Here is a 20590-nt window from a genome sequence, read left to right as displayed (position 1 = left end):
ATAATAAAAGCAAGAAAGGGAGTGCTCAATATGGAAGCATTAACTGTAATAATTTTCATAATTTCTCTTATAATTATTTTTTTGTCTTTATTTATGAATAAGGATAAAAGTAGATATGACAAACGACAGCAAGCTATTCGTAATCGTGGATATAAATATGCTTTTTTTACCATGGTCATTATCAATCTGGCACTCTTATACATGGTGGACATCTTTAATTTCAAAATAGAATCTATTTTTTTATTACTGGCACCAGTATTTATTAGTGTATATGTTTTCAGCGGATATTCATTTTTCAATGAAGCATATATTGCTTACAATGAAAAGCATTTAATAATAACTTCAATAATATTGTTTCTAGCTAGCATAGTCTATTCCATCTTCAGCTTTGGTAATGTTATGACATCTAATAGCTGGGAATACAAGACACTTACTTTGATGGTGGGGTTATATCTCCTCTTATCTGCAATTGGTTACCTGTATCAATATTTTGTTAATGATGCCAATAAAAAAGATCAGCCGTAAAAAGCTGATCTTTTTCCATATTATTTATTTAAAAGTTCAGTACCCACAGGAAGATGATGAATACGAAGAACAGTACCCACATCATCGGGCTAACTTCCTTGCCACGCTTAGCAGCAAGCATACAAATTGGGTAAGTGATCATACCCCATGATAAACCATCAGAAATTGAGTAGGTAAGTGGCATCCCTAAGATGATCAAGAATGCAGGTACCGCAATTTCCAACTTGTTCCAGTGAATATGTGCAGTATTTTGTGCCATCAAGACACCAACAATGATTAAAGCTGGTGCAGTAACTTGACTAGTAAATACACCTAAAAGTGGACTAAAGATCATTGAGATCAAGAAGAAAATTGCTACAAAGACAGCGGTCAAACCGGTTCTACCACCAACGGCAATACCGGCACTTGATTCAACGAACGCACCAACTGGTGAAGTACCTAAGATTGAACCAACAGCCATGGCACTTGAGTCAGCAGCTAAAGCCTTACCAACTCTAGGCATCTTGTTGTCTTTCATGAAGCCGGCTTGTTGAGCAAGTCCGATTAAAGTACCGGCAGTATCAAAGAAGGTAACAAGCAAGAATGTTAAGACAACAACCCACATTTGAACAGAATTAATATCCTTTACGTGGAAGATAGCTTGACCAAAAGTAGGAGCTAAACTTGGAGCAGTTGAAATAACCTTGTGTGGCAATGCGATTTGACCAGTACAAATACCAAAAATAGCAGCCAAAACCATACCGATAAAGATGGCACCAGGAACGCCCAAGATCATCAAGATAACAGTTACAAGCAAACCAAAAATGGTGATCCAAACAAGAGGATCGTGAAGTGAGCCAAGGCCTACCAAAGTTGATTTATTTGCAACGATTAATTTACCGTTTTGAAGACCCAAGAAAGCAATGAATAAACCAATACCTGATGAGATGGCGAACTTCAAATCAGCTGGGATTGAATCAATGATCTTTTCACGTAATTTGAATAAAGTGATCAAAATAAAGATGATTGATGCAACAAAAACGCTGGCTAAAGCTGTTTCCCATGAAACATGCATTCCCACACAAACTGTGTAAGCAAAGAATGCGTTAATACCAAGCGCAGGTGCTTCACCGATTGGGTAGTTAGCAACAATACCCATAATAGCAGTACCAAGCGCACTGGCTAAAGCAGTAGCGGTAAAGACAGCGCCGGTGTTCATGCCACTGGCACCTAAAACGCTAGGGTTAACAAACAAAATATAAGACATACTGATAAAAGTAGTTAAACCAGCAATAAATTCAACTTTAATGCTAGTGTGATACTTATCTAGTTGAAAATATTTTCTAATAAAATCCATAAATTCTCTCTCCAAAGAAATGTTCGTGTTTTTATTTTAAAAAAGCAACTCTTATACTTTAGCATTGATGTCTAAAATTGTAAACACGAATTATTATTGGAAAGCTATAGCTATTTATTATAATTTGCTACATAAAACTAGGTTTAAAGCATTAAATTACTTTCAATCTTAGATTTTTAGCATTATTCTTAAATTATAGAAATTGAACAGATTAAGGGTGAAAAAATGTCCGCAAAACTTATTTTTTCAGATATCGATGGCACGCTAATTAATGATGAATTAAAGGTAACGCCTAAAACGCGTGATGCGATTAGAAGACAAATTATTAATGGAAATATTTTTATTCCAACTTCAGGTCGTCTTCCCAAAGGAATCATGACGGCTGCAGGGCAGGTTCTTACAGTCTTTCCGATGATTGCTTATAATGGTGCACTAGCATTAGATGAGACTGGGAGAGCACTTATTACGCGCTTTTTTGATGCCAAAAAAGCTGCTGAAATCTGCCGTTATGTTGAAGAGCAAGATAATGGCACGGCTTGGAACATTTATAGTGGCTACGTGTGGTACAGCTCAACTAAGGAAAGTGATTGGATCAAAAAAGAAGAATCCATTGTTGATGTGAAGTCAACCAAGACGACAATTGATCAAATTGCTAAATTGCAAGGTGTCCACAAAGGTTTGATCATGGGTAAACCAGAAGAATTGGACCGTATGCAGAAAGAATTGTCTGCTAAATATAATGATCTTGCCTTTGTAAAGTCTTCACCAAATTTGCTTGAAATTGTACTAAAAGGTGTAAGCAAAAAGAGTGCGATTGAAATTGTGGCGCAAGAATACGGCGTATCACTCAAAGATTGCATTGCCTTTGGTGATAACTATAACGATGAAGAAATGTTGAAAGCAGTAGGACATCCATATTTGATGGGTAATGCTCCAGATGATCTAAAGAAAGAATTTAAACCAGAAAATATTACTTTAGATAATAATCATGATGGTATTGCCAAAGTGTTAGAAAATTTGAAATAAAAAATAGCTAGGACGGTTGTCCTAGCTATTTTGATATTCCCTGGGAAATTATGCTTCGATTCTAATATCGGTTGATTTGTCCCAGTCCATTGGCAATTTGCCAACTTCTTTTAATTTATCAACGATTTGATCAAGAACAATTTCACGATCTTCTTCAGAAGACATGAAGTCGTATTTATCACCATCAATTTCCATCTTTGGTGAGTAATCATACTTCTCATACCAAGGCTTGTAGTAGCGAAGCAATCTCTTGTAGTAGTCTTCCAAAGTTGAATCATAGCTTAATTGTTCATATGGACGGCCACGTTTTTGAATTCTCTTGATCATTGTGTCGTATGAAACGTTGATGTGAACAAGCAAGTCTGGATTCTTCTTAGGCATTCTGTCTAATTCATCCATCATGTTGTGTAAGAGTTCATAGTAAGTATCAACTTCTTCAGAAGTAGCACGACCGATGTCGGCGTTCATTTGGAAGAAGAGTGCGTCTTCATAGATAGAACGATCTAGCACGTTATTATCTTGAGTAAGAGCGTCTTTGATACTGTGAAAGCGTGTATTCAAGAAATATACTTGCAATAAGAATGCGTATTTTTCAGGATCAGCGTAGAAGAGTGGCAAGACTGGGTTGTCATCAACACTTTCGTAGAATGGCTTGGTTCCTAAATATTTGGATAAAATACCTGTTAAACTGGATTTACCGGCTCCAATTGGCCCGCTTAAAACAATAACTGTCATCACGTTCCTTCTTTTTTATTTCTATTTATAAGTTACCGATTTGGTGCAACTTATCGTCAATTTCTTTTAATACTTCTCGTTGAGCATCCATGTTGGTGACGAAGTCAAGCTTGTTGCCGTCAATCATCATCTTAGGAGATGCATTGTAGTTCTTGTACCAAGGCTCGTAGTATTTCAAAAGTCGAGCATAGTAATCCTTTAAGCCAGGATCAGTACTAATCTGTTCAAAAGATCTACCGCGCTTCTTGATTCTAGAAAGCATGGTATCAAGTGAAACATGAATGTAGATTAACAAGTCAGGTTTCTTACTTGGATTGCCTGGTGTATCTTCCATCATGTTTTCAAGCAAATCATCGTAGATCTTAAATTCTGTAGGATCAGCGACCTTGCTGTCAGCGTTCATTTTGAAAAACAATGCATCTTCATAAATAGAACGGTCAGAAACGCTGTTCTTTTCTTTAATAGCTTGGTTAATTTGTGCCAAACGGTGGTTGAGTAAGTAAGTATTGAGCAAGAAGGTGTAACGCTTCATATCCTTGTAGTAGAGTGGCAATACAGGGTTGCTGTCAACACCTTCGTAGAAGGCTTGCGTACCTAAATGCTCAGCTAAAATACTGGTTAAACTGGATTTACCGGCTCCAATTGGCCCACTTAAAACAATAACTTGAATCACATTCTTTCTTAAATACTAGATATGGACAATTAGATATTTTAATACGAGATGTTGTGTGTCACAAGTAATTTTTAAATTCTGTTTCACGCGGAAAAGTCAATAGATTTGAACATTATTTTTTATGTGTTGAATATTCTTGTTCAGTAATTAGATTATAAAAAGTATTATATTACGGTAAATATGATATAGTTTTTGTATATAATTTATATAAGGAGGGTTAATTATGACCACAGTTTCTATGAATTTTAAAACTGACAAATCTAATAAAGAAGAATTTAATAAAGTAGCAGAGAAATTAGGGACTACTTCTTCTGCATTACTTAATATGTATGTTGCTAGAGTTGTAAGAGAACAAGGAATTCCTTTTAAAGTAGAGGTAATTCCAGATAAAAAGACTGATGTCTTAGACGAAGAAAGTAAAACTGAAATGATTCGTGAATTAGCCATTGAAAAGGGACTTATTCCAGATTCTGATCATGAAGTAAAAGATATCAATGAGTATTTTAAAAAATTGGGTATGTAAAAATGTATATAATCAAGACAACCAAATTATTTGATAAAAGACTTGCTAATTTAAATAAATATTTTGCCTTGACGGATGATGAAGTGAAAGATGCCATAGAATCTATTAAATACTCAATGATTGAATTACGTAATAATGGAGTATTACCTGAAGAATACGACGATCATCCATTAAAAGATGCGCCATGGACAGGATTTAATGAGTATCATGTTTTGGATGATCTTTTGGTTGTATATTATAAAATTGAAAAGAAAGGTACTATTAGATTCACTACTATTGTGACACATAAAGAATTAAGAAAAGGAAATATAAAGTAAATCTGACTTTATATTTCTTTTGAATTTTTAGTACCCAAAGCAAAAAGTCAATCAAACTTACTATGTGTGTGAGTTTGATTGACTTTTTTAATTAAAATAAATGTACTTTAGTTCTTGTATTTGTCGTCTAATTCTTGAGCAGCAGATTTATCAACGATAACAGTTACATCTGGGTGCTTTTGTAAAATTGATGCAGGAACTTCTTCAGTAATAGGGCCTTCGATCATTTCCTTGATAGCGTGAGCTTTCTTTTCGCCAAAGGCCATCAAAACGATCTTCTTAGATTGCATAATGTTAGCAGTACCCATGCAGATAGCACTCTTTGGCACTTCGTCTTCATTGTCGAAGAAGCGAGCATTAGCTTTAATAGTGTTTTCGGTCAATTTAACTTCGTGAGTACCAATATCAAATGGGGTACCTGGTTCGTTGAAGGCAATGTGACCGTTTCTACCGATACCTAATAATTGGATGTCGATAGGGTTGTCTTTGATGATTTGATCGTATTCTTTACAAAAAGCAGGAATGTCTTTTGCCATACCATCAGGAACATAAGTCTTCTTGAATGGCTTCTTGTCGAATAAATGCTTTTGCATGAAGTAGTGATAACTTTGAGGATTATCAGGTGTTAAGCCTACATATTCATCAAGGTTGATACTAGTAAGATTATCGCAGTTAAGATCACTTTTTACCCAATTTTGGTAAAGAGTTTCTGGGGTAGAACCAGTTGCTAAGCCTAAGACCTTAGCACCGTTTTTAATACCCTTTTCAAAAATTTCGAATGCTTTTGCTCCACCTTGAATTTTGTTTTCTGTAACAATAACTTTCATAATAAATCCTCCTCTTTTACTGGTCTAGTCCATTATAAAATGGAATAGACCATTTTGTCAATTGGTAAAAAGAAATATTCTCAACTATGTTAAAATTTGGGTAAAGGAAGTGAATAAGGATGGATTTTGAAAAGTTAACGGGATTAGGTATAGGTACATGGAATATTGGTGAGGATCCCAAGAGAAAAAAGGATGAAATAGCCGCAATTCGCTATGGACTAGATAACGGGATAAACATTATCGATACTGCCGAGATGTATGGCGAAGGTAAAAGCGAGAAGTTGGTAGGTGAAGCCATTAAAGGCTACGATAGAAGCAAACTATTTTTGATTTCAAAATTCTATCCCTATCATGCAACGCCAGAACTAGAACGCCAAAGTTTGGAGGCTAGTTTAGATAGATTAGGCACAGATTATTTGGATTTATATTTACTTCACTGGCGCGGCAATCATCGCTTATCAGATACTATTCGCGGTCTTGAAGCCTTGAAAAAGGAAGGCTTGATTCGTCATTGGGGCGTTTCAAACTTTGATACTAGCGACATGAAGGAACTGTTTACGGTACCTGATGGCGATAAGTGTTTTGCTAATGAAGACCTATATAATTTGAATGAGCGTGGAACCGAATTTGACTTGCAAGATTGGCAAGAAAAGCATGACGTAAGTTTTATCGGTTATTCGCCATTTAATTCAGGTAAGGGTGATACGATTCGCATTACGCGTAATTTAAAAATTGTTGCGCGTGATCATAACGTAACGCCACACCAAATTATGCTGGCATGGGCAATGCGCAATGGTAATGTTTTATCAATTCCTAAGGCAGCTAAAGTAAAGCATATGAAGGAAAATGTTGAAGCTCAAAATATCAAATTAACAGATGATGAATTGCGTTTGATTAACAGCGATTTTCCTATTCCAACTGAGAAAACACCACTAGCAGTAATTTAATATCAAGATATAGTATTACTTAAACACACTATTCACTACATCTTGTGGATAACTCTGTGCATATGTGTAAAAAAAGACTTGTTTCATGTGAAACAAGTCTTTTTGATTTACTTAGATTTAATGTAGTTGACGCCATCAGCTGCAGGTGCAACAGATTTTCCTAAGAAGACAACTAAAACGATGATTGTAAGAACGTAAGGAGCAATCTGCATGTATACAGCAGGGATGTTTGAAATTACTGGTAATTGGTTACCGATGATACTTAAACTTTGAGCAAAGCCAAAGAATAATGATGAGAGCATCGCACCGATTGGATTCCATTTACCAAAAATTACGGCAGCTAATGCCATGAAACCTTGACCAACGATTGTTGAAACAGAGAAGTTACCAGAGATAGCTTCCGCAAAAATGGCTCCACCAAGTCCGCCCATAAATCCAGAAGTCAAAACACCGATGTAACGCATTTTGTAAACGTTAATTCCCATGGTATCGGCAGCTTGAGGATTTTCACCACAAGAGCGAAGACGTAAGCCGAAGCGAGTCTTGTATAAAAGCCACCACATAAGGATTGCTAAAACAATGGCAAGCCAAGCTGGGGCAGAAGTATTTTGGAAGAAGATTGGCCCGATTACAGGAATACTGCTCAAACCAGGAAAACTAAAGTAACCAAAGTTGGCAGTAATATTAGCAGTTTGACCTTTGTCGTAAATTGCTTTAACTAAGAATACTCCAAGAGGTGGTGCCATGATGTTTAACACCGTACCTGAAATGATGTGATCAGCGTGGAAATTAATAGTTGCTACTGCATGAAGGAGTGAAAAGATTAATCCGGCAACTCCTCCGACTAAGGCGCCAACCCATGGGGTTAGACTGCCTAATGATGAGGCAAAGGATAAGTTGAACACGATAGCGGCAAAGGCCCCGATAGTCATAATTCCTTCAAGTCCGATGTTAACAATACCGGAATTTTCACTATAAACGTCGCCTAGAGAAGTAAGAATAAGTGGTGCAGAATAAACCAAAGTTGATGAAACAATTAAGGCCATTATAGTTACGAAATTCATTAATTGGTGCTCCCTTCAATTACTTTTTTGCCAGGACCATCGACACTATTGTTAGGCCCTTTTTCTTTACGAGTAGGGACGTAGTATTTACTTCTATTTTTCTTGGTCTTAAAGAGTAAGCCAATTACGTAGTTGATTGCGATAAAGAAGATAATTGCGGCAATTACGATAGAAACAATTTCGTAAGGAATGCCGGCAATAGTTTGCATCCCCAAACCACCAATTTTTAAGATTGAGAACAAAATGGCTGCGATCAAAATGCCCCAAGCAGTACCACCGCCTAAAAGTGCAACTGAAAGTCCGTCCCAACCAATATCTACACTACTTGTTTGAGTAAAGTAGTTTTGGTAAGTTCCAAGCCCCTGTGCAACGCCACCCAGATCTGCAAAAGCACCAGAGATCAACATTGAAACAATAATGTTTTTCTTAGATGACATACCAGCGTAGCGACTGGCAAATGGGTTAAGACCAACTGCCTTAATTTCAAAACCAGCAGTAGTTTTCTTCATAAAGTACCAGTAGAGAACTAAGCCAATAAGTGCTAAGAAAATCCCACCGTTGATTCGAGAATCACCAAACATTGTTGATAACCAGCCGATTTTTAAACTACCATTTGGAGAAATAGTCTTGGTTGTATCAGTGCCAATACGTAAACTTGCAGGCATTACTTGCTGCATCAAGTATTGGCAAACGTATAACACAATGTAGTTAAGCATGATGGTTGTAATAACTTCGTTTGTACCAAATTGTGCTCTTAAATATCCAGCAATTCCGGCTACGATAGCTCCGGCAATTGCACCACTGATAATTGCAAATGGTAAAAGAACATAGCCAGGTAATTTAGGGAAGGCAAGAACGATCCAAATTGATGTCAGCCAACCAGCTTGTGCTTGTCCTGGCAAACCGATGTTGAAGAAACCTGCTTTAGAAGCAATTGCAAAACCAACTGCAATAAAGATTAGAGGAGTGGCTTCTCTGATTGTTTCACCAATTCCGTTCATGTTGCCAAGCGCACTTGAAAACATTGAGCTGTAAGCTTCTATTGGGTTGTAGCTCCAAGCGAGCATGATCAATGCACCAACTAAAAATCCGGCAATAATTGAAACCGTTGGTACAAGTATGTTTTTAACTTTAGGAGTGACTTTAATCATTAATTGCTCCTTCTTTCTTGATTCCAGTCATTAAGAGACCAAGCTCTGTATCGTTTGTGTCTTCAGGTTTAACTTCACCTGAAATTTTTCCATCATGTAATACTGCGATTCGATCAGACAATTGCATGATTTCATCAAGTTCATATGACACAAGCAAGACTGCTTTTCCTGCATCTCGTTCTGCTAAAAGTTGCTTATGAATATATTCGATAGCACCAACATCTAATCCACGTGTTGGTTGGAAAGCAATAATTAAATCACTGTTTCGATCTAACTCTCTAGCAATAATTGCTTTTTGTTGGTTACCACCTGAAAGATCATTTGCAGGAAGTTCAGCACTAGTAGTTCGGATGTCGTATTTTTTAATTAACTCTTCGGCATGCTCATAGATTGCTTGGTGATTGATGATTCCATGCTTTGAATATGGCTGCTTGTAGTAGGTTTGCAAAACCAGATTTTCAGCTAATGGAAGATTTAAAATCAGGCCGTATTTTTGTCGGTCGACAGGGATGTGAGCGACCCCAGCTTCAGTTATTTGGCGAACTTTTTTATTCGTCATGTTTTGACCGTTGATAATAACTTTTCCGCTGTTAACGTGACGCAATCCTGTAATTGCTTCAACAAGTTCGTCTTGACCGTTGCCGTCAATTCCGGCTAAACCTAAGATTTCACCGCCATGAATGTTAAGCGAAAGCTTTTTAACAGCAAGAGCACCACGAGAGTTTTTAACCTTTAGATTTTCAACTTTAAGGATTTCGCGTCCTAACTTCACACTCTTTTTGCTAAGTTTCATGTTAACGTGGTGGCCAACCATTAATTCGGCCAGACGATTATCGTCAACGTTAGCCACTTCAAAAGTACCAACGTCACGGCCGCGACGGATGATAGTTACTTGATCTGCCACTGCCTTGATTTCACTAAGCTTGTGCGTGATCAGGATGATTGATTTTCCTTCTTTAGCTAAGTTTTTGATGATTTGAATAAACTCAGTGATTTCTTGTGGAGTTAAAACTGCAGTAGGTTCATCAAAAATAAGAATGTCGGCACCGCGGTAAAGTACTTTAAGGATTTCTACTCTTTGTTGCTGAGCAACGGTAATGTTTGAAATTTGAGCATCAGGATCAATTGCAAGGCCGTATTTTTCGGAGAGGTTTAAGATTTGTTCGCGTGCCTTTTTAATATCAAGGACAATTCCGTTAGTAGGTTCATGACCTAAGATGATGTTTTCTAGTACTGTGAATGATTCCATCAGCATGAAGTGTTGGTGAACCATACCGATACCCAATTCTTTTGCCTTAGTTGGGCTATCAATTTTTTCTTTTTTACCTTTTACAAAAATTTCACCAGAAGTAGGTTCAAGCAGTCCTGATAAAATGCGCATTAAAGTAGATTTACCAGCACCGTTTTCACCAAGTAAAGCTAAAATTTCGCCTTGATGAAGTGTGAGGTTGATATCGTCATTGGCTTTAAAATCGCCGAATTTTTTAACGATATGTCTCATTTCAATTGCATTTGTTTTTTCTGTCGTCATATTTTATCTTTCTATGAATAAAAACTCTTCACTAAAAAAGTGAAGAGTTCAATGGATACTAAGTTTTTACTTAGAAGGAGCGGTAGCAACCTTGATTTTGCCGTCAATAATTTGCGTACGTGCTTTTTGAACTGCTGCCCAAGTCTTAGCGTCTAAATTACCTTTGGTGATAGAAACACCATTGCCTTTTAAGCTGTAAACTAAGTGCTTGCCGCCAGGGAACTTGCCCTTGTAAGCATCGTTGGCAATGCTCTTAGTAGCGATGTTCAAACCTTTCAATACAGAAGTTAAAGTAAGGTTTTCTTTCTTGCCATCTTTTGATGTGTAGTTACCCAAGTTGCTTTGGTCAACGTCAACACCGATTACCCAAACCTTCTTTGAAGCTGGACGAGCTTGGTCGTAGTCCTTAGCTTCTTGGAATACACCGTTACCAGCGTTACCAGCTGCTTGGTAGATGATATCTGCCTTGTTTGCGTACATTGATTGAGCAATTGATTTTGCTTTATCAGTTGAAGTGAAGTTACCGATGTATTGGGTTTGAACAGTAATCTTCTTGTGAAGTGCCTTGGCACCATCTGCAACACCTTGCTTAAAGCCTGCTTCGAATAAATCAATTACAGCTGACTTAGCACCACCGATGAAGCCAACTTTGTTAGTTTTAGTAGTGTATGCTGCAGCTAAACCACCTAAGTATGATGATTGGTTACTTTCGAAAGTAGCAGAAGCAACGTTCTTTTGACCAGATACAACACTATCTACGATAACGAAGTTCTTCTTAGGGTTCTTTTGAGCTGCTTGCTTAACAGCGTCTGCTAATTGGAAACCTACACCGAAGATTGTTTGGTAACCAGCTTTTGCAGCTTGGTCGAAGTTAGGGGTGTAATCTGCAGCACTACTTGATTGGAAATATTGGTAGCCGCCGCGACCTTTTTGTAAGTTGTGTTCTTTACCGTAAGCTTTGAAACCATCCCATGCAGCTTGGTTAAATGAGTGGTCATCAACACCGTTTTCGTCAGTGATTAAGGCTATACCGTGTTTAGTATCTTTATTGGCAGTTGAGTTGCTCTTTTTACCTGAGCAAGCAGTAAGTACTAAACCAACTGATGCTAAAACAATACCGAATGAAAAGATCTTTTTGAACTTTAAGTTCATTTGAAAATGTACCTCCAAAAATATACGAATGATTTAATAAAAGAATACATAATAATACGTATTTAGTCAATAAAATGCGTGAAAATAGTTGATTTTGATAAAATAGTTCGTATATTTACGAATAAATGGCTAAATTAATACACGAACGTTAAGAAAAACGTATATTTTTGAAATAAAAGATATATATGAATACAAAAAGTGCGCTGATGATTCAGCGCACTTCTTAGAATTTAATTTTTCCGGATAAAATTTGATTGCGGGCAATTTGCACATTCTTCCACGCATTAGGATCGATTTGACCTGGCGTGATAGATACCACATTGTTTTTTAAGCCATAAACTATTGTTTTTCCGCCCGGGAACTTACCTTGATAGCTGCGGCTAGCGATATTCTTGGTAGCTGTATTAACTCCAGTGACTACGGAAGTTAATACAAAGTTGGCTTCTTGGCCGCCTTTAGCATAATATTTGCCCAAATTTGATTGATCAGTGTCAACACCAATTACCCAAACGCGATCTTTGGCTGGGCGAGCCTGATTGATAAATTTAGCTGCTTGGAATAGCCCATTTCCTGCGTCTCCAGCGGCATGAAAGATAATATCTGCTTTTTTCCCATACATGTAAGAGGCAATATTTTTAGCTCTTGCTGTATCGGTGAAATTGCCGACGTTTTGACTATAGATCGTAACTTTTTTGTGCAATTTTTTAGCTTGATCGTTTACGCCTCTGGTAAATCCGCGCTTGAATGAATTAATCACAGCACTATTTGCACCACCGATGAAACCGACTTTTCCTGTTTTAGTTTCACTTGCTGCAGCAACACCGGCTAAATATGCACCTTCGTCTTTTCTGAATCTGATTGAAGCAATATTTTTATGGCCTTTGATGGTGTCATCTATAATTGCAAAATTCTTTTTGGGATTCTTTTTAGCTGCAGAAATAATGGCACTTTGTGCTTCATCACCAATACCTAGAATTGTTTGATACTTTTGATAAATTGCTTTATTGATACCGCTTTGTAAATCGCTTGGACTATTAACTTCAAAATATTGATAGCCGTCGCTGCCTTTATTCAGTTTATATTCTTGACCGTAATCTTTAAGCCCTTCCCAAGCAGACTGGTTAAAAGATTGGTCATTGATATTACCATCCGTAATTAGTGCAACAGATTTAGAAGCATCGTCATTTGCTGTATTTGAATTAGAACATGCAGTTAAAGTACATGCTGCTAGTAAAATTGGTAAAAGTATTTTCTTGATCTTCATGGATAATCCTTTTGTTAAATATGAATTAATTGTACAAGAATTAACGTGTTTTTACTGAAAAAAATATTTATTAGTGATTTAATTTTAAAGATAATACAAATAATTGGAGAATTAGAATGAGACGAGAAGAGACTAAACGTTTAACAATCACTGCAATTTTCGCAGCGATATTAATTATTCAAACTTTGGTACCCAATATTGGCTACATTAGAATTATTCCAACACTTCCAGCAGTCACTACTGTAACTTTAACTGTTGCAGTATACAGTATATTGATGGGACCAAAGGCTGGATTTTTCTTTGGACTTTTTTGGGGAATTACTAGATTAATTATGGCATATGCACAGCCAACAGATTTGGTTAGTTTAATGCTATTTCAAAATCCAGTAATTGCAATCGTGCCTAGAGTTTTAGCTGGGTATTTCCCGGGAATTATTGCTAAATATTTTGATAAGACAAAATATTCTAAATTAGGGTATGTTCTGGCTGGAGCTGTTGCCGCTTTAACTAATACAATTTTGGTAATTGTGTTAACCAGTTTATTCTTTATGCATGATCCAGCAAGTTTGGTTCATCATTTAGGCAATTATAATCCTAGTTCTCCGTTGATTTTAATTTTGACTATGGCGCTGGGATTTAATGGTGTTTTGGAAGCTATTTTCACTGCGATTATTACACCTATAATTGTTCGACCACTTAAGTTAATTATGAAAAGACACTAAAAAAGATTGCCATCGTGGCAATCTTTTTTGATTATTCGCTTCTTAAAGCAATTGCGGCATCTTTTTTTGCTGCCATTCTTGCTGGTAAGTGTCCACCTAATAAAGTTAAAACGGTAGAAATGATAATTAAGATAATAGCGGCTTTTGGATCAAGCTGTGCTACGTTAGATAACTCAGTGAGCTTGTAAATAACGCTATTAATTGGGAATGTAAGCAGGTATGCAATGAAGATACCAAGTACACCCGAGAATACACCTAGGATGAAGGTTTCAGCGTCGAATACACGCGTAATATCTTTTTTACGTGCACCTAATGCCTTTAAGACACCAATTTCTTTAGTTCTTTCAAGAACTGAAGTGTAAGTCAAAATACCAATCATAATCATTGAAGTGATCAATGAAATAGCGGCAAAGGCAACTAAGATAGTGGTAATACCGTTAAGCAAGCCACCAGTCATCGTTGTAACGGCGCTAGACATATCAGTATATACGATCTTGTCAGCTTTCTTCTTACCCTTGTTCCACTTGTCTAAGTAATCAAGTACTTTGTCTTTATCGTCAAAGTTGTTAGGGTAGATCATGATTCCAGTAGGAACGCCTGAACCGCCTAGAGTTTGCATAATAGTTTTCTTTTCATTGCTATTTAACTTTTGATTGGTTAAAACGCTACGGCTGCTCTTTTGTTGCGCTTTAACAATGGCGGAATTCTTGTTATCGCTGATGACTTGCTGTGAAAGACGATCGCTATAAGCAATACCAGTGGATAAAAGTGCCATTGAATCTTCGTTCTTAGGTCTGATTACACCAACAATTTTCACCTTGGTTTTGGCATTATTGTACATTGAGCTAGAAACCTTTTTAGGAATAAACATTCCATTTGGTAACTCTTGGTAGTAATCATTATTTGAAACAATCTTGAAACTTTTACCAACTAACTTATCAAATTTAACATGTTCCTTGTTAGAAACGTCAAAGCCCAAATTCTTTAGTGAGTTAATGTTAACAGTATTTTTGTTGTCGGTTACCAAAACTAGATCAGTTGCCTTGCTTGGCCAAGTACCTGACAAAACTTGATAATTTTGTTTTAAAAATGAGCCCTTATGTTTATTTAAAGTTGTTGGGAAAACTGAAGAACCGATTCCCATTGAACTCATTGCTTGAGCACGTGCTTGCAAGACAGAAGAATTTTGGTTAGGGTCTGCACTTGAGAATTGAACGCGTTCGATCTTACCGTTTTTCTTTGAAAGTAAATTCAAGTTAACTGCACGTTGGTAAGAAATATTGTTAGCATAACTTGGATTAATCTTTTTTACGTAGTCAACGTACTTTTGAGTGATCTTGTTGGTATGTTGCGCTTGCTGGCTTTGATCTTGTTGAGCCGTTACATAACCGCGATTTTTGACGTTTTTGTCCGACTCGTTACGCTCGTTCATCGAAGTCATATCGGTTGCAGTCTGCGTAATTGAAATAGGGTATTTAGCCAGTGCCTTACTCATAGTTGTATTGATCTGCTTTTGAAAACCATTAGAAATAGACAACACAACCGCGATAGAGATAATACCAATACTTGAAGCAAAAGCAGTTAAAATTGTCCGACCTTTTTTAGTCATGATATTGGTAAAACTAAGTTTAATAGCGTTCCAATATGACATCTTAGTTCGCTTTAAATGGAAAGTATCTTTTTCTTCTTGCGGATCAAAAGGCTTAGAATCATGACGAATTTTACCATCTTGGAAATTAACGATTCTAGTGGCATATTCTTCAGCTAATTCAGGGTTGTGAGTAACCATGATGACTAAACGATCTTTAGAAATCTTTTTGATCAGTTCCATGATTTGAACTGAAGTTTCAGTATCAAGGGCCCCAGTTGGTTCATCACAAAGAAGAATATCTGGATCGTTAGCGATTGCACGGGCAATTGCAACACGTTGCATTTGACCACCAGACAGTTGGTTAGGGCGTTTATTTAAGTGCTCTTTTAAGCCAACTTCAGTCAAAGCTTTAACGGCTTTTCCGTGTCTTTCTTTGCTTGGAACACCTGATAAGTTCATCCCCAATTCAACGTTAGCAATAATTGAGAGGTGAGGAATCAGATTATAGTTTTGAAAAATAAAGCCGACAGTATTGTTACGGTAGGCATCCCAATCTGTTTCCTTAAAGTTCTTAGTTGATTTCCCATTGATGATCAAATCACCTTTATCGTAGCGATCAAGGCCACCGATAACGTTTAACATTGTTGTCTTACCAGAACCACTAGGTCCTAAAATTGCGACAAATTCTTGATCACGAAATGAAATGTTAACGTCATTTAAAGTGTGAGTAATATTATCTCCAACTTTATATGATTTAAAAATATGTTTTAGTTGTAGCATTTTTCCCTCGTTTCTAGACTAGATAACGTTAAGCTTAACGAAACCTACTGCAGCTAAAATAGCTTGCAAGATAAAGAATAAAACTATTACTCCCATGATAACGAAATGGCGCCGTTTATGCATGACAAATACACCAGCAAATTCACGGATAATGGCATTAGGCAAATAGTAAAGTCGTGTGAAAGCACCAACGCCATTGGCTTTTAAGCCGACTTCTTTAGCTAAAAGTGCAGCTCTAAAGATGTGGTAGTTGTTGCTAAAGAAGGTTGCTTTAAATTTTGAGCTACCAAAGTCATTAGTTGCGACTCGTTTAGAGAAGAGCATGTTTTGATAAGTATTTTTAGATTGATCTTCGATCAAAATATGATCAGGTGAAACGCCGCGATGCTGGGCAAATTTGGCTATGGCAAGTGCCTCTGGGATTTTTTCATCTGCGCCTTGTCCGCCTGACATGATAAGAATAGGACGCTTTCTGCCTTTTTGATATTGGCGATTGGAAAATTGAATTGCGCGATTGATTCGTGCGGCTAATAGCTTTGAAACTTGATCCCCGTTAATTAAGCCGGCGCCTAAGACGATTAAATAGTCTTGCTTGTAGCGGCGAGGATAAATTTGATACAGAAGCAAGTTTACTAAAAAGTTGTATAAAACTAATCCTAAATAGATTGCAATTGCAGGGATTGAAGCAAGTAATGCGCTTAACCAGTGAGGTAAGTATCTACCTGGTCCGAAGATGAAGATTAGGCTGAAAATTAAGGCTACAAAACCAGAGAAAAGTGTTAACAGGTTAGGCAATGTGTGGCTTTCATATTTCCAAACGAAATAGGCGTTCCAGAAGAGAAAAATCCAAGCAAAAATTAGTAAAAGTGCAATTCCAAAAAGGACAGCTAAAACTAACAAGCCATAGGCTCGCTGTAAACCTCGACTAGTGCTTTTATGAATCATGACGGTGATCCAAGAAAACATCGAGATTAAAAAGATTGTAAATAAAACGCCGTTAATTAGGCGGCGTGGTTCAATTAGCCATGAAATCAGAAAAATTAAAAAGATCAGTAACATGAAAACTGAAATGTAAAAAAATTCACCGCGTCTCCCTAAAAAAGCGATGATCTCGTTGATCATATGGTGTGCTCCTCCTTATGCTTTTTGAGCTATATCCATTATAATGGATACAATACGTAAAGGATTAAAGAATCAAGGTGTGAATGGGAAAATGAGAAAATTTTGGCATTACCTGGGAAATATTGCGGGGGCAATCCTAGCGTTTGCTTTGTATATGTTGCTAGAGGTATTTTATTTTGCGCCGCAAAGAGTCCATTTAGGTAACATGCGCGTGTTTGTGACAGCGTTATTAACTGTGGTGATTTTGTTCGTAATTGCTTATTTATATCGCCAGCAGTTAAAAGAAGAGAATCCGTGGGATTTTAATGAAGAGCCGCACTGGGATGCACGCAGATTAGGGATTGCAGCCATGGGCTTTGTATTAATTGTAATTAGCTCAATTGTAATGCTTAATTTAGTTGGCGGCGGTGTATCTGAAAACCAACAGAGCTTAAATAGAGTAGAGCAAAATAATGCAGGACTATTCAGAATTTTGGTAGTCTTTATTGCGCCGTTTTGTGAAGAGACAATTTTTAGAGGGATGTTCTTCAACATTTTCTTCACTAGACCTACACGATTAAACAAGTGGTTAGGAATAATAGCTAGTGGATTTTTATTCGGTTATATGCATGATCCAATGTTAAGTAAATATATTTTGGTTTACTGGGTGTTAGGTATTATTTTGGCTTGGGTATATTTGAAGACCCGCGATTTGCGGTACTCAATGCTAGTGCACATGTGTTATAACGCGATGGGATTTATTTAAATCGAAATCAAAAAAGCTGGACAGTGGTCCAGCTTTTTTTAATTCAGTACTTTCACTTTTTGAAAAACATCCTTAAATGTTGCGGCAGTCTCGCTCATTCCAATATTTTGAACATTATCTATAAAACTTAAAACAATACTTTCATCCTTAGTTTTTAGAAATTGGATTGTCTTCTCTAAAAACGTAAGAGTCACACTGAAAAATTCTAAGTATTGTGGCAATTTCACCCTTTTTAAGGCTATTAATAATTTTTGTGCACGAGTTATGTCTTTTCTAAAAATTAACGAAATAGTCGCATCCCCTAAGACACCCATCATTGAAATCAGTCCCATAGAGCTGGTATTTTTTTCAATTAACTCCTGATTATTCAAAATATTCATCGCGATCGCATAGACCTTGTCAGTTTTAATCATGAAAACGCAGTTGCCAAAAAAGCCCAAGTCGTATGTGCTCCAAAGAGTGATTTTGGATAGATAAGTATATAGATGCATTTGATCAGAAAAAGGCAACAGATTTTTGCCAGTAATCAATAAATATTGATTACACAAAATAACGACGATATGCAAATCGTAATTGTTTCTCTTTTGGTGATATTTATCTAGATATGTGTGAATTAATTGTTCAATTTTCTGGGTATCTTCATCTTCTAGCGGTTTAATTAATTCCTTTGGAAAATCGTGTTCTTGCTTAATTCCGGCATAACCAATGAATTCTGTTGGACTAACATTGATGCGACTTAACAAGGCTAATACCTTGTTGAATTCAAGTGCAATTTTGCCGTTTTCCCAGCGAGAAAGAGTAGAAGTTGCACAAATACCGTGTGCAGCTTGCTTTAGCGTGATAGATTGTTCTTTTCTTAGTTTTTGATATTTTTCGCCAATTGAAGTCATTTCATTTTTGCCTCACATTAATATTGCATATATGCAATTTATCATTTTTAGCGAGAAAAAGCATGTAATAATGTTTCCAACATCGAAAGGGGAACGATTCATATGCTTTACAAATACTCCAATCACTTCAAATTTATCTCAATGATTTTTACAGGCTTTATCGCCAGTTTTACCACAGTTGTATCCGCATATATGGTGCAAACTCTGACCAATATTGCGATTCAAAAAGATTGGAATCAAGTTGCTAGTTTTTTAGCTATTGTCATTGCGGGATTTGTGATTACTTTTATAGCAGGTTTAATTTTTAATCGGATGAAAACTTCAGTGATTCAAGAAGCTAATACCACATTAAGAACTGGCATTTTTAGCGGGATGCTCAACCTTGATAAAGATGAGAGTACTGAAGGCTTAAGTTTTCTAACCAACGATTTTAAGTTGTTAGAGACTAATCGCTTCGATGCTCAAGTTGAAATTATTATGCAGGCGTGTACTTTAGCATTAGCACTGGGTTATGCCTTGATGGTTAACTGGCTAATTACGATCTTATTTTTAATTGGTTCGTTTGTTCCAATGCTTGTGTCTAATTTATTTCAAAAATCAATCCAAACTGCTTCAGAAAATTGGACTAAGACTAACGGAAAATACGTAAATCAAACCAAGAATTTCTTAGCCGGCAGCGAAACGTTGCATTTATACAACGGTCAAGAAAAAGCTGCTCAAAAGAATTATGAAAGAGTACAAAAACTTGAAGCAGCATTAAGAAAGATGAACTTGGCAAGCTTAGATACCAATACATGGATTACTTTAATCGGCAATCTGGTTACATTCTTAGTTCCGTTTTTAACAGGGATCTACATGGTAATTCACGGCATGACGACTTTAGGTTCTTTATTTGCAATCGTGCAGTTAGCTAACTCTTTTGTAAATCCAATCTTGACTATCTTGAACGACCGTAATGAATTATCAACTACTAAAAAGATTGTCGAAAAAACTAAGAAATACTTGGCATTAGCCGATCAAAAAGAAGAAAAAGCTGTAGATAAATTCAAAGATCTTGTTTTAAAGAATGTTTCATTAAATAGAAAAAGCAAGCAATTAGCAGAAAACCTTACTTTTGCAATTAAAAAGGGCACCAAACAAGCAATTATCGGCCCATCAGGTACGGGTAAATCAACCTTATTGCAATTTTTGTTAAAGGGTAAGTATGGCGAAACTGAAGAGATTCTATTAAATGGTCAAAAAGCAAAGGCTGGTACATTTGAAAATCTTTTTGCTTACGTAAGCCAAGCACCCGTAATTTTTGCAGATACCTTGTGGTTCAACCTTACTTTGGGTGCTGATATTGATAAAAATGAAGTAGAAGAAGTATGCGAAAAGCTTGGTTTAACGCAGATTGTTCAAGAGAAAGGTTTCGATTATTCCCTGGGTAATAATGCGGATCAATTATCAGGCGGACAACTTGCAAGAATTGAACTTGCTAGAGCAATCTTGGCTAAACGTCCAGTATTGTTGCTTGATGAAATTAATGCATCCCTTGATAAAAAGACTTCAGACTTGATTCATGACTACTTAATCAGTTCTAATTTAACTTTTGTGGAAGTTATTCACCACTACGAACCAAGTGAATTACAACGTTACGACGATGTGATCGATTTAGGAAGAGCATAGG

The 20590-nt window shown here is 36.6% G+C and carries 20 protein-coding genes; 8 read left to right on the top strand and 12 right to left on the bottom strand.

Annotated elements, in window-relative coordinates:
* Positions 1-30: 30 nt before the first annotated feature.
* Positions 31-525, top strand: coding sequence for a hypothetical protein (locus tag RDN22_RS01515; RefSeq protein ID WP_308555219.1), 495 nt, complete (start codon positions 31-33; stop codon positions 523-525).
* Between the two features lie 28 nt (positions 526-553).
* On the opposite strand, the gene RDN22_RS01510 is transcribed toward RDN22_RS01515, so the two are convergent.
* Complete coding sequence (locus tag RDN22_RS01510; RefSeq protein WP_308555217.1) at positions 554-1861, bottom strand: NCS2 family permease; 1308 nt, start codon at positions 1859-1861, stop codon at positions 554-556.
* A gap of 225 nt (positions 1862-2086) precedes the next feature.
* Between RDN22_RS01510 and RDN22_RS01505 the strand changes: the two genes are divergently transcribed.
* Entirely contained in the window at positions 2087-2887 is an 801-nt protein-coding gene (locus RDN22_RS01505; RefSeq protein WP_308555215.1) for a Cof-type HAD-IIB family hydrolase, read from the top strand.
* Positions 2888-2935: 48 nt separating this feature from the next.
* Here RDN22_RS01505 and RDN22_RS01500 read toward each other — a convergent pair whose 3' ends face one another.
* Together RDN22_RS01500 and RDN22_RS01495 are read right to left on the bottom strand one after the other, a co-directional pair.
* Entirely contained in the window at positions 2936-3622 is a 687-nt protein-coding gene (locus RDN22_RS01500) for a deoxynucleoside kinase (protein WP_308555213.1), read from the bottom strand.
* Between the two features lie 25 nt (positions 3623-3647).
* Positions 3648-4295, bottom strand: a complete 648-nt coding sequence (locus RDN22_RS01495) for a deoxynucleoside kinase (protein ID WP_308555211.1) — start codon at positions 4293-4295, stop codon at positions 3648-3650.
* A gap of 223 nt (positions 4296-4518) precedes the next feature.
* On the opposite strand from RDN22_RS01495, the gene RDN22_RS01490 reads away from it, so the two are divergent.
* A complete protein-coding gene (locus tag RDN22_RS01490; RefSeq protein ID WP_308555209.1) occupies positions 4519-4818 on the top strand; it encodes a type II toxin-antitoxin system RelB/DinJ family antitoxin in 300 nt (99 codons plus the stop codon).
* A 2-nt stretch (positions 4819-4820) separates the two neighbouring features.
* Positions 4821-5135 (top strand): type II toxin-antitoxin system mRNA interferase toxin, RelE/StbE family, encoded by a 315-nt coding sequence (locus tag RDN22_RS01485; protein ID WP_308555207.1) that lies wholly within the window; start codon positions 4821-4823, stop codon positions 5133-5135.
* A 107-nt stretch (positions 5136-5242) separates the two neighbouring features.
* Here RDN22_RS01485 and nagB read toward each other — a convergent pair whose 3' ends face one another.
* Positions 5243-5962, bottom strand: coding sequence for a glucosamine-6-phosphate deaminase (nagB, locus tag RDN22_RS01480; RefSeq protein ID WP_308555205.1), 720 nt, complete (start codon positions 5960-5962; stop codon positions 5243-5245).
* Between the two features lie 119 nt (positions 5963-6081).
* Between nagB and RDN22_RS01475 the strand changes: the two genes are divergently transcribed.
* Positions 6082-6909 carry an aldo/keto reductase gene (locus RDN22_RS01475; protein WP_308555203.1) on the top strand — a complete coding sequence of 276 codons (828 nt, stop codon included), beginning with the start codon at positions 6082-6084 and terminating at the stop codon, positions 6907-6909.
* Positions 6910-7016: 107 nt separating this feature from the next.
* Here the strand turns inward: RDN22_RS01475 and RDN22_RS01470 are convergent, their stop codons facing one another.
* The 5 genes from RDN22_RS01470 to RDN22_RS01450 form a co-directional block, all read right to left on the bottom strand.
* Positions 7017-7973 carry an ABC transporter permease gene (locus tag RDN22_RS01470; RefSeq protein ID WP_308555201.1) on the bottom strand — a complete coding sequence of 319 codons (957 nt, stop codon included), beginning with the start codon at positions 7971-7973 and terminating at the stop codon, positions 7017-7019.
* Positions 7973-9124, bottom strand: a complete 1152-nt coding sequence (locus tag RDN22_RS01465) for an ABC transporter permease (RefSeq protein WP_308555199.1) — start codon at positions 9122-9124, stop codon at positions 7973-7975. The genes RDN22_RS01470 and RDN22_RS01465 overlap by 1 nt, the downstream gene beginning before the upstream one ends.
* Entirely contained in the window at positions 9117-10655 is a 1539-nt protein-coding gene (locus RDN22_RS01460; protein WP_308555197.1) for an ABC transporter ATP-binding protein, read from the bottom strand. Before RDN22_RS01460 ends, RDN22_RS01465 begins: the two co-directional genes overlap by 8 nt.
* A gap of 66 nt (positions 10656-10721) precedes the next feature.
* A complete protein-coding gene (locus tag RDN22_RS01455) occupies positions 10722-11807 on the bottom strand; it encodes a BMP family protein (RefSeq protein ID WP_308555195.1) in 1086 nt (361 codons plus the stop codon).
* A 223-nt stretch (positions 11808-12030) separates the two neighbouring features.
* Positions 12031-13071, bottom strand: a complete 1041-nt coding sequence (locus RDN22_RS01450; RefSeq protein WP_308555193.1) for a BMP family ABC transporter substrate-binding protein — start codon at positions 13069-13071, stop codon at positions 12031-12033.
* Positions 13072-13187: 116 nt separating this feature from the next.
* Here RDN22_RS01450 and RDN22_RS01445 point away from each other — a divergent pair, with 116 nt between their 5' ends.
* On the top strand, positions 13188-13793 hold the full coding sequence (locus tag RDN22_RS01445; protein WP_308555191.1) for an ECF transporter S component: 606 nt from the start codon (positions 13188-13190) through the stop codon (positions 13791-13793).
* A 31-nt stretch (positions 13794-13824) separates the two neighbouring features.
* Here the strand turns inward: RDN22_RS01445 and RDN22_RS01440 are convergent, their stop codons facing one another.
* Positions 13825-16164, bottom strand: coding sequence for an ATP-binding cassette domain-containing protein (locus tag RDN22_RS01440; protein ID WP_308555189.1), 2340 nt, complete (start codon positions 16162-16164; stop codon positions 13825-13827).
* A gap of 18 nt (positions 16165-16182) precedes the next feature.
* Positions 16183-17286, bottom strand: coding sequence for a YdcF family protein (locus RDN22_RS01435; RefSeq protein WP_308555187.1), 1104 nt, complete (start codon positions 17284-17286; stop codon positions 16183-16185).
* 91 nt (positions 17287-17377) lie between these two features.
* On the opposite strand from RDN22_RS01435, the gene RDN22_RS01430 reads away from it, so the two are divergent.
* Positions 17378-18031 carry a type II CAAX endopeptidase family protein gene (locus RDN22_RS01430; protein WP_308555185.1) on the top strand — a complete coding sequence of 218 codons (654 nt, stop codon included), beginning with the start codon at positions 17378-17380 and terminating at the stop codon, positions 18029-18031.
* 38 nt (positions 18032-18069) lie between these two features.
* On the opposite strand, the gene RDN22_RS01425 is transcribed toward RDN22_RS01430, so the two are convergent.
* Positions 18070-18921 (bottom strand): helix-turn-helix domain-containing protein, encoded by an 852-nt coding sequence (locus RDN22_RS01425; RefSeq protein WP_308555183.1) that lies wholly within the window; start codon positions 18919-18921, stop codon positions 18070-18072.
* A 102-nt stretch (positions 18922-19023) separates the two neighbouring features.
* On the opposite strand from RDN22_RS01425, the gene RDN22_RS01420 reads away from it, so the two are divergent.
* Complete coding sequence (locus RDN22_RS01420; protein WP_308555181.1) at positions 19024-20589, top strand: ABC transporter ATP-binding protein; 1566 nt, start codon at positions 19024-19026, stop codon at positions 20587-20589.
* Position 20590 lies beyond the last annotated feature (1 nt).

Source organism: uncultured Lactobacillus sp. (assembly GCF_902491705.1).
Taxonomy (GTDB): domain Bacteria; phylum Bacillota; class Bacilli; order Lactobacillales; family Lactobacillaceae; genus Lactobacillus.
This window is presented reverse-complemented; position numbering and strand designations above follow the sequence as displayed.

Coding starts and splice junctions, on each gene's coding strand:
- RDN22_RS01515 (WP_308555219.1), top strand. CDS start 31: ATGGAAGCATTAACTGTAATAATTTTCATAATTTCTCTTATAATTATT.
- RDN22_RS01510 (WP_308555217.1), bottom strand. CDS start 1,861: ATGGATTTTATTAGAAAATATTTTCAACTAGATAAGTATCACACTAGC.
- RDN22_RS01505 (WP_308555215.1), top strand. CDS start 2,087: ATGTCCGCAAAACTTATTTTTTCAGATATCGATGGCACGCTAATTAAT.
- RDN22_RS01500 (WP_308555213.1), bottom strand. CDS start 3,622: ATGACAGTTATTGTTTTAAGCGGGCCAATTGGAGCCGGTAAATCCAGT.
- RDN22_RS01490 (WP_308555209.1), top strand. CDS start 4,519: ATGACCACAGTTTCTATGAATTTTAAAACTGACAAATCTAATAAAGAA.
- RDN22_RS01485 (WP_308555207.1), top strand. CDS start 4,821: ATGTATATAATCAAGACAACCAAATTATTTGATAAAAGACTTGCTAAT.
- nagB (WP_308555205.1), bottom strand. CDS start 5,962: ATGAAAGTTATTGTTACAGAAAACAAAATTCAAGGTGGAGCAAAAGCA.
- RDN22_RS01475 (WP_308555203.1), top strand. CDS start 6,082: ATGGATTTTGAAAAGTTAACGGGATTAGGTATAGGTACATGGAATATT.
- RDN22_RS01470 (WP_308555201.1), bottom strand. CDS start 7,973: ATGAATTTCGTAACTATAATGGCCTTAATTGTTTCATCAACTTTGGTT.
- RDN22_RS01465 (WP_308555199.1), bottom strand. CDS start 9,124: ATGATTAAAGTCACTCCTAAAGTTAAAAACATACTTGTACCAACGGTT.
- RDN22_RS01460 (WP_308555197.1), bottom strand. CDS start 10,655: ATGACGACAGAAAAAACAAATGCAATTGAAATGAGACATATCGTTAAA.
- RDN22_RS01455 (WP_308555195.1), bottom strand. CDS start 11,807: ATGAACTTAAAGTTCAAAAAGATCTTTTCATTCGGTATTGTTTTAGCA.
- RDN22_RS01450 (WP_308555193.1), bottom strand. CDS start 13,071: ATGAAGATCAAGAAAATACTTTTACCAATTTTACTAGCAGCATGTACT.
- RDN22_RS01445 (WP_308555191.1), top strand. CDS start 13,188: ATGAGACGAGAAGAGACTAAACGTTTAACAATCACTGCAATTTTCGCA.
- RDN22_RS01440 (WP_308555189.1), bottom strand. CDS start 16,164: ATGCTACAACTAAAACATATTTTTAAATCATATAAAGTTGGAGATAAT.
- RDN22_RS01435 (WP_308555187.1), bottom strand. CDS start 17,286: ATGATCAACGAGATCATCGCTTTTTTAGGGAGACGCGGTGAATTTTTT.
- RDN22_RS01430 (WP_308555185.1), top strand. CDS start 17,378: ATGAGAAAATTTTGGCATTACCTGGGAAATATTGCGGGGGCAATCCTA.
- RDN22_RS01425 (WP_308555183.1), bottom strand. CDS start 18,921: ATGACTTCAATTGGCGAAAAATATCAAAAACTAAGAAAAGAACAATCT.
- RDN22_RS01420 (WP_308555181.1), top strand. CDS start 19,024: ATGCTTTACAAATACTCCAATCACTTCAAATTTATCTCAATGATTTTT.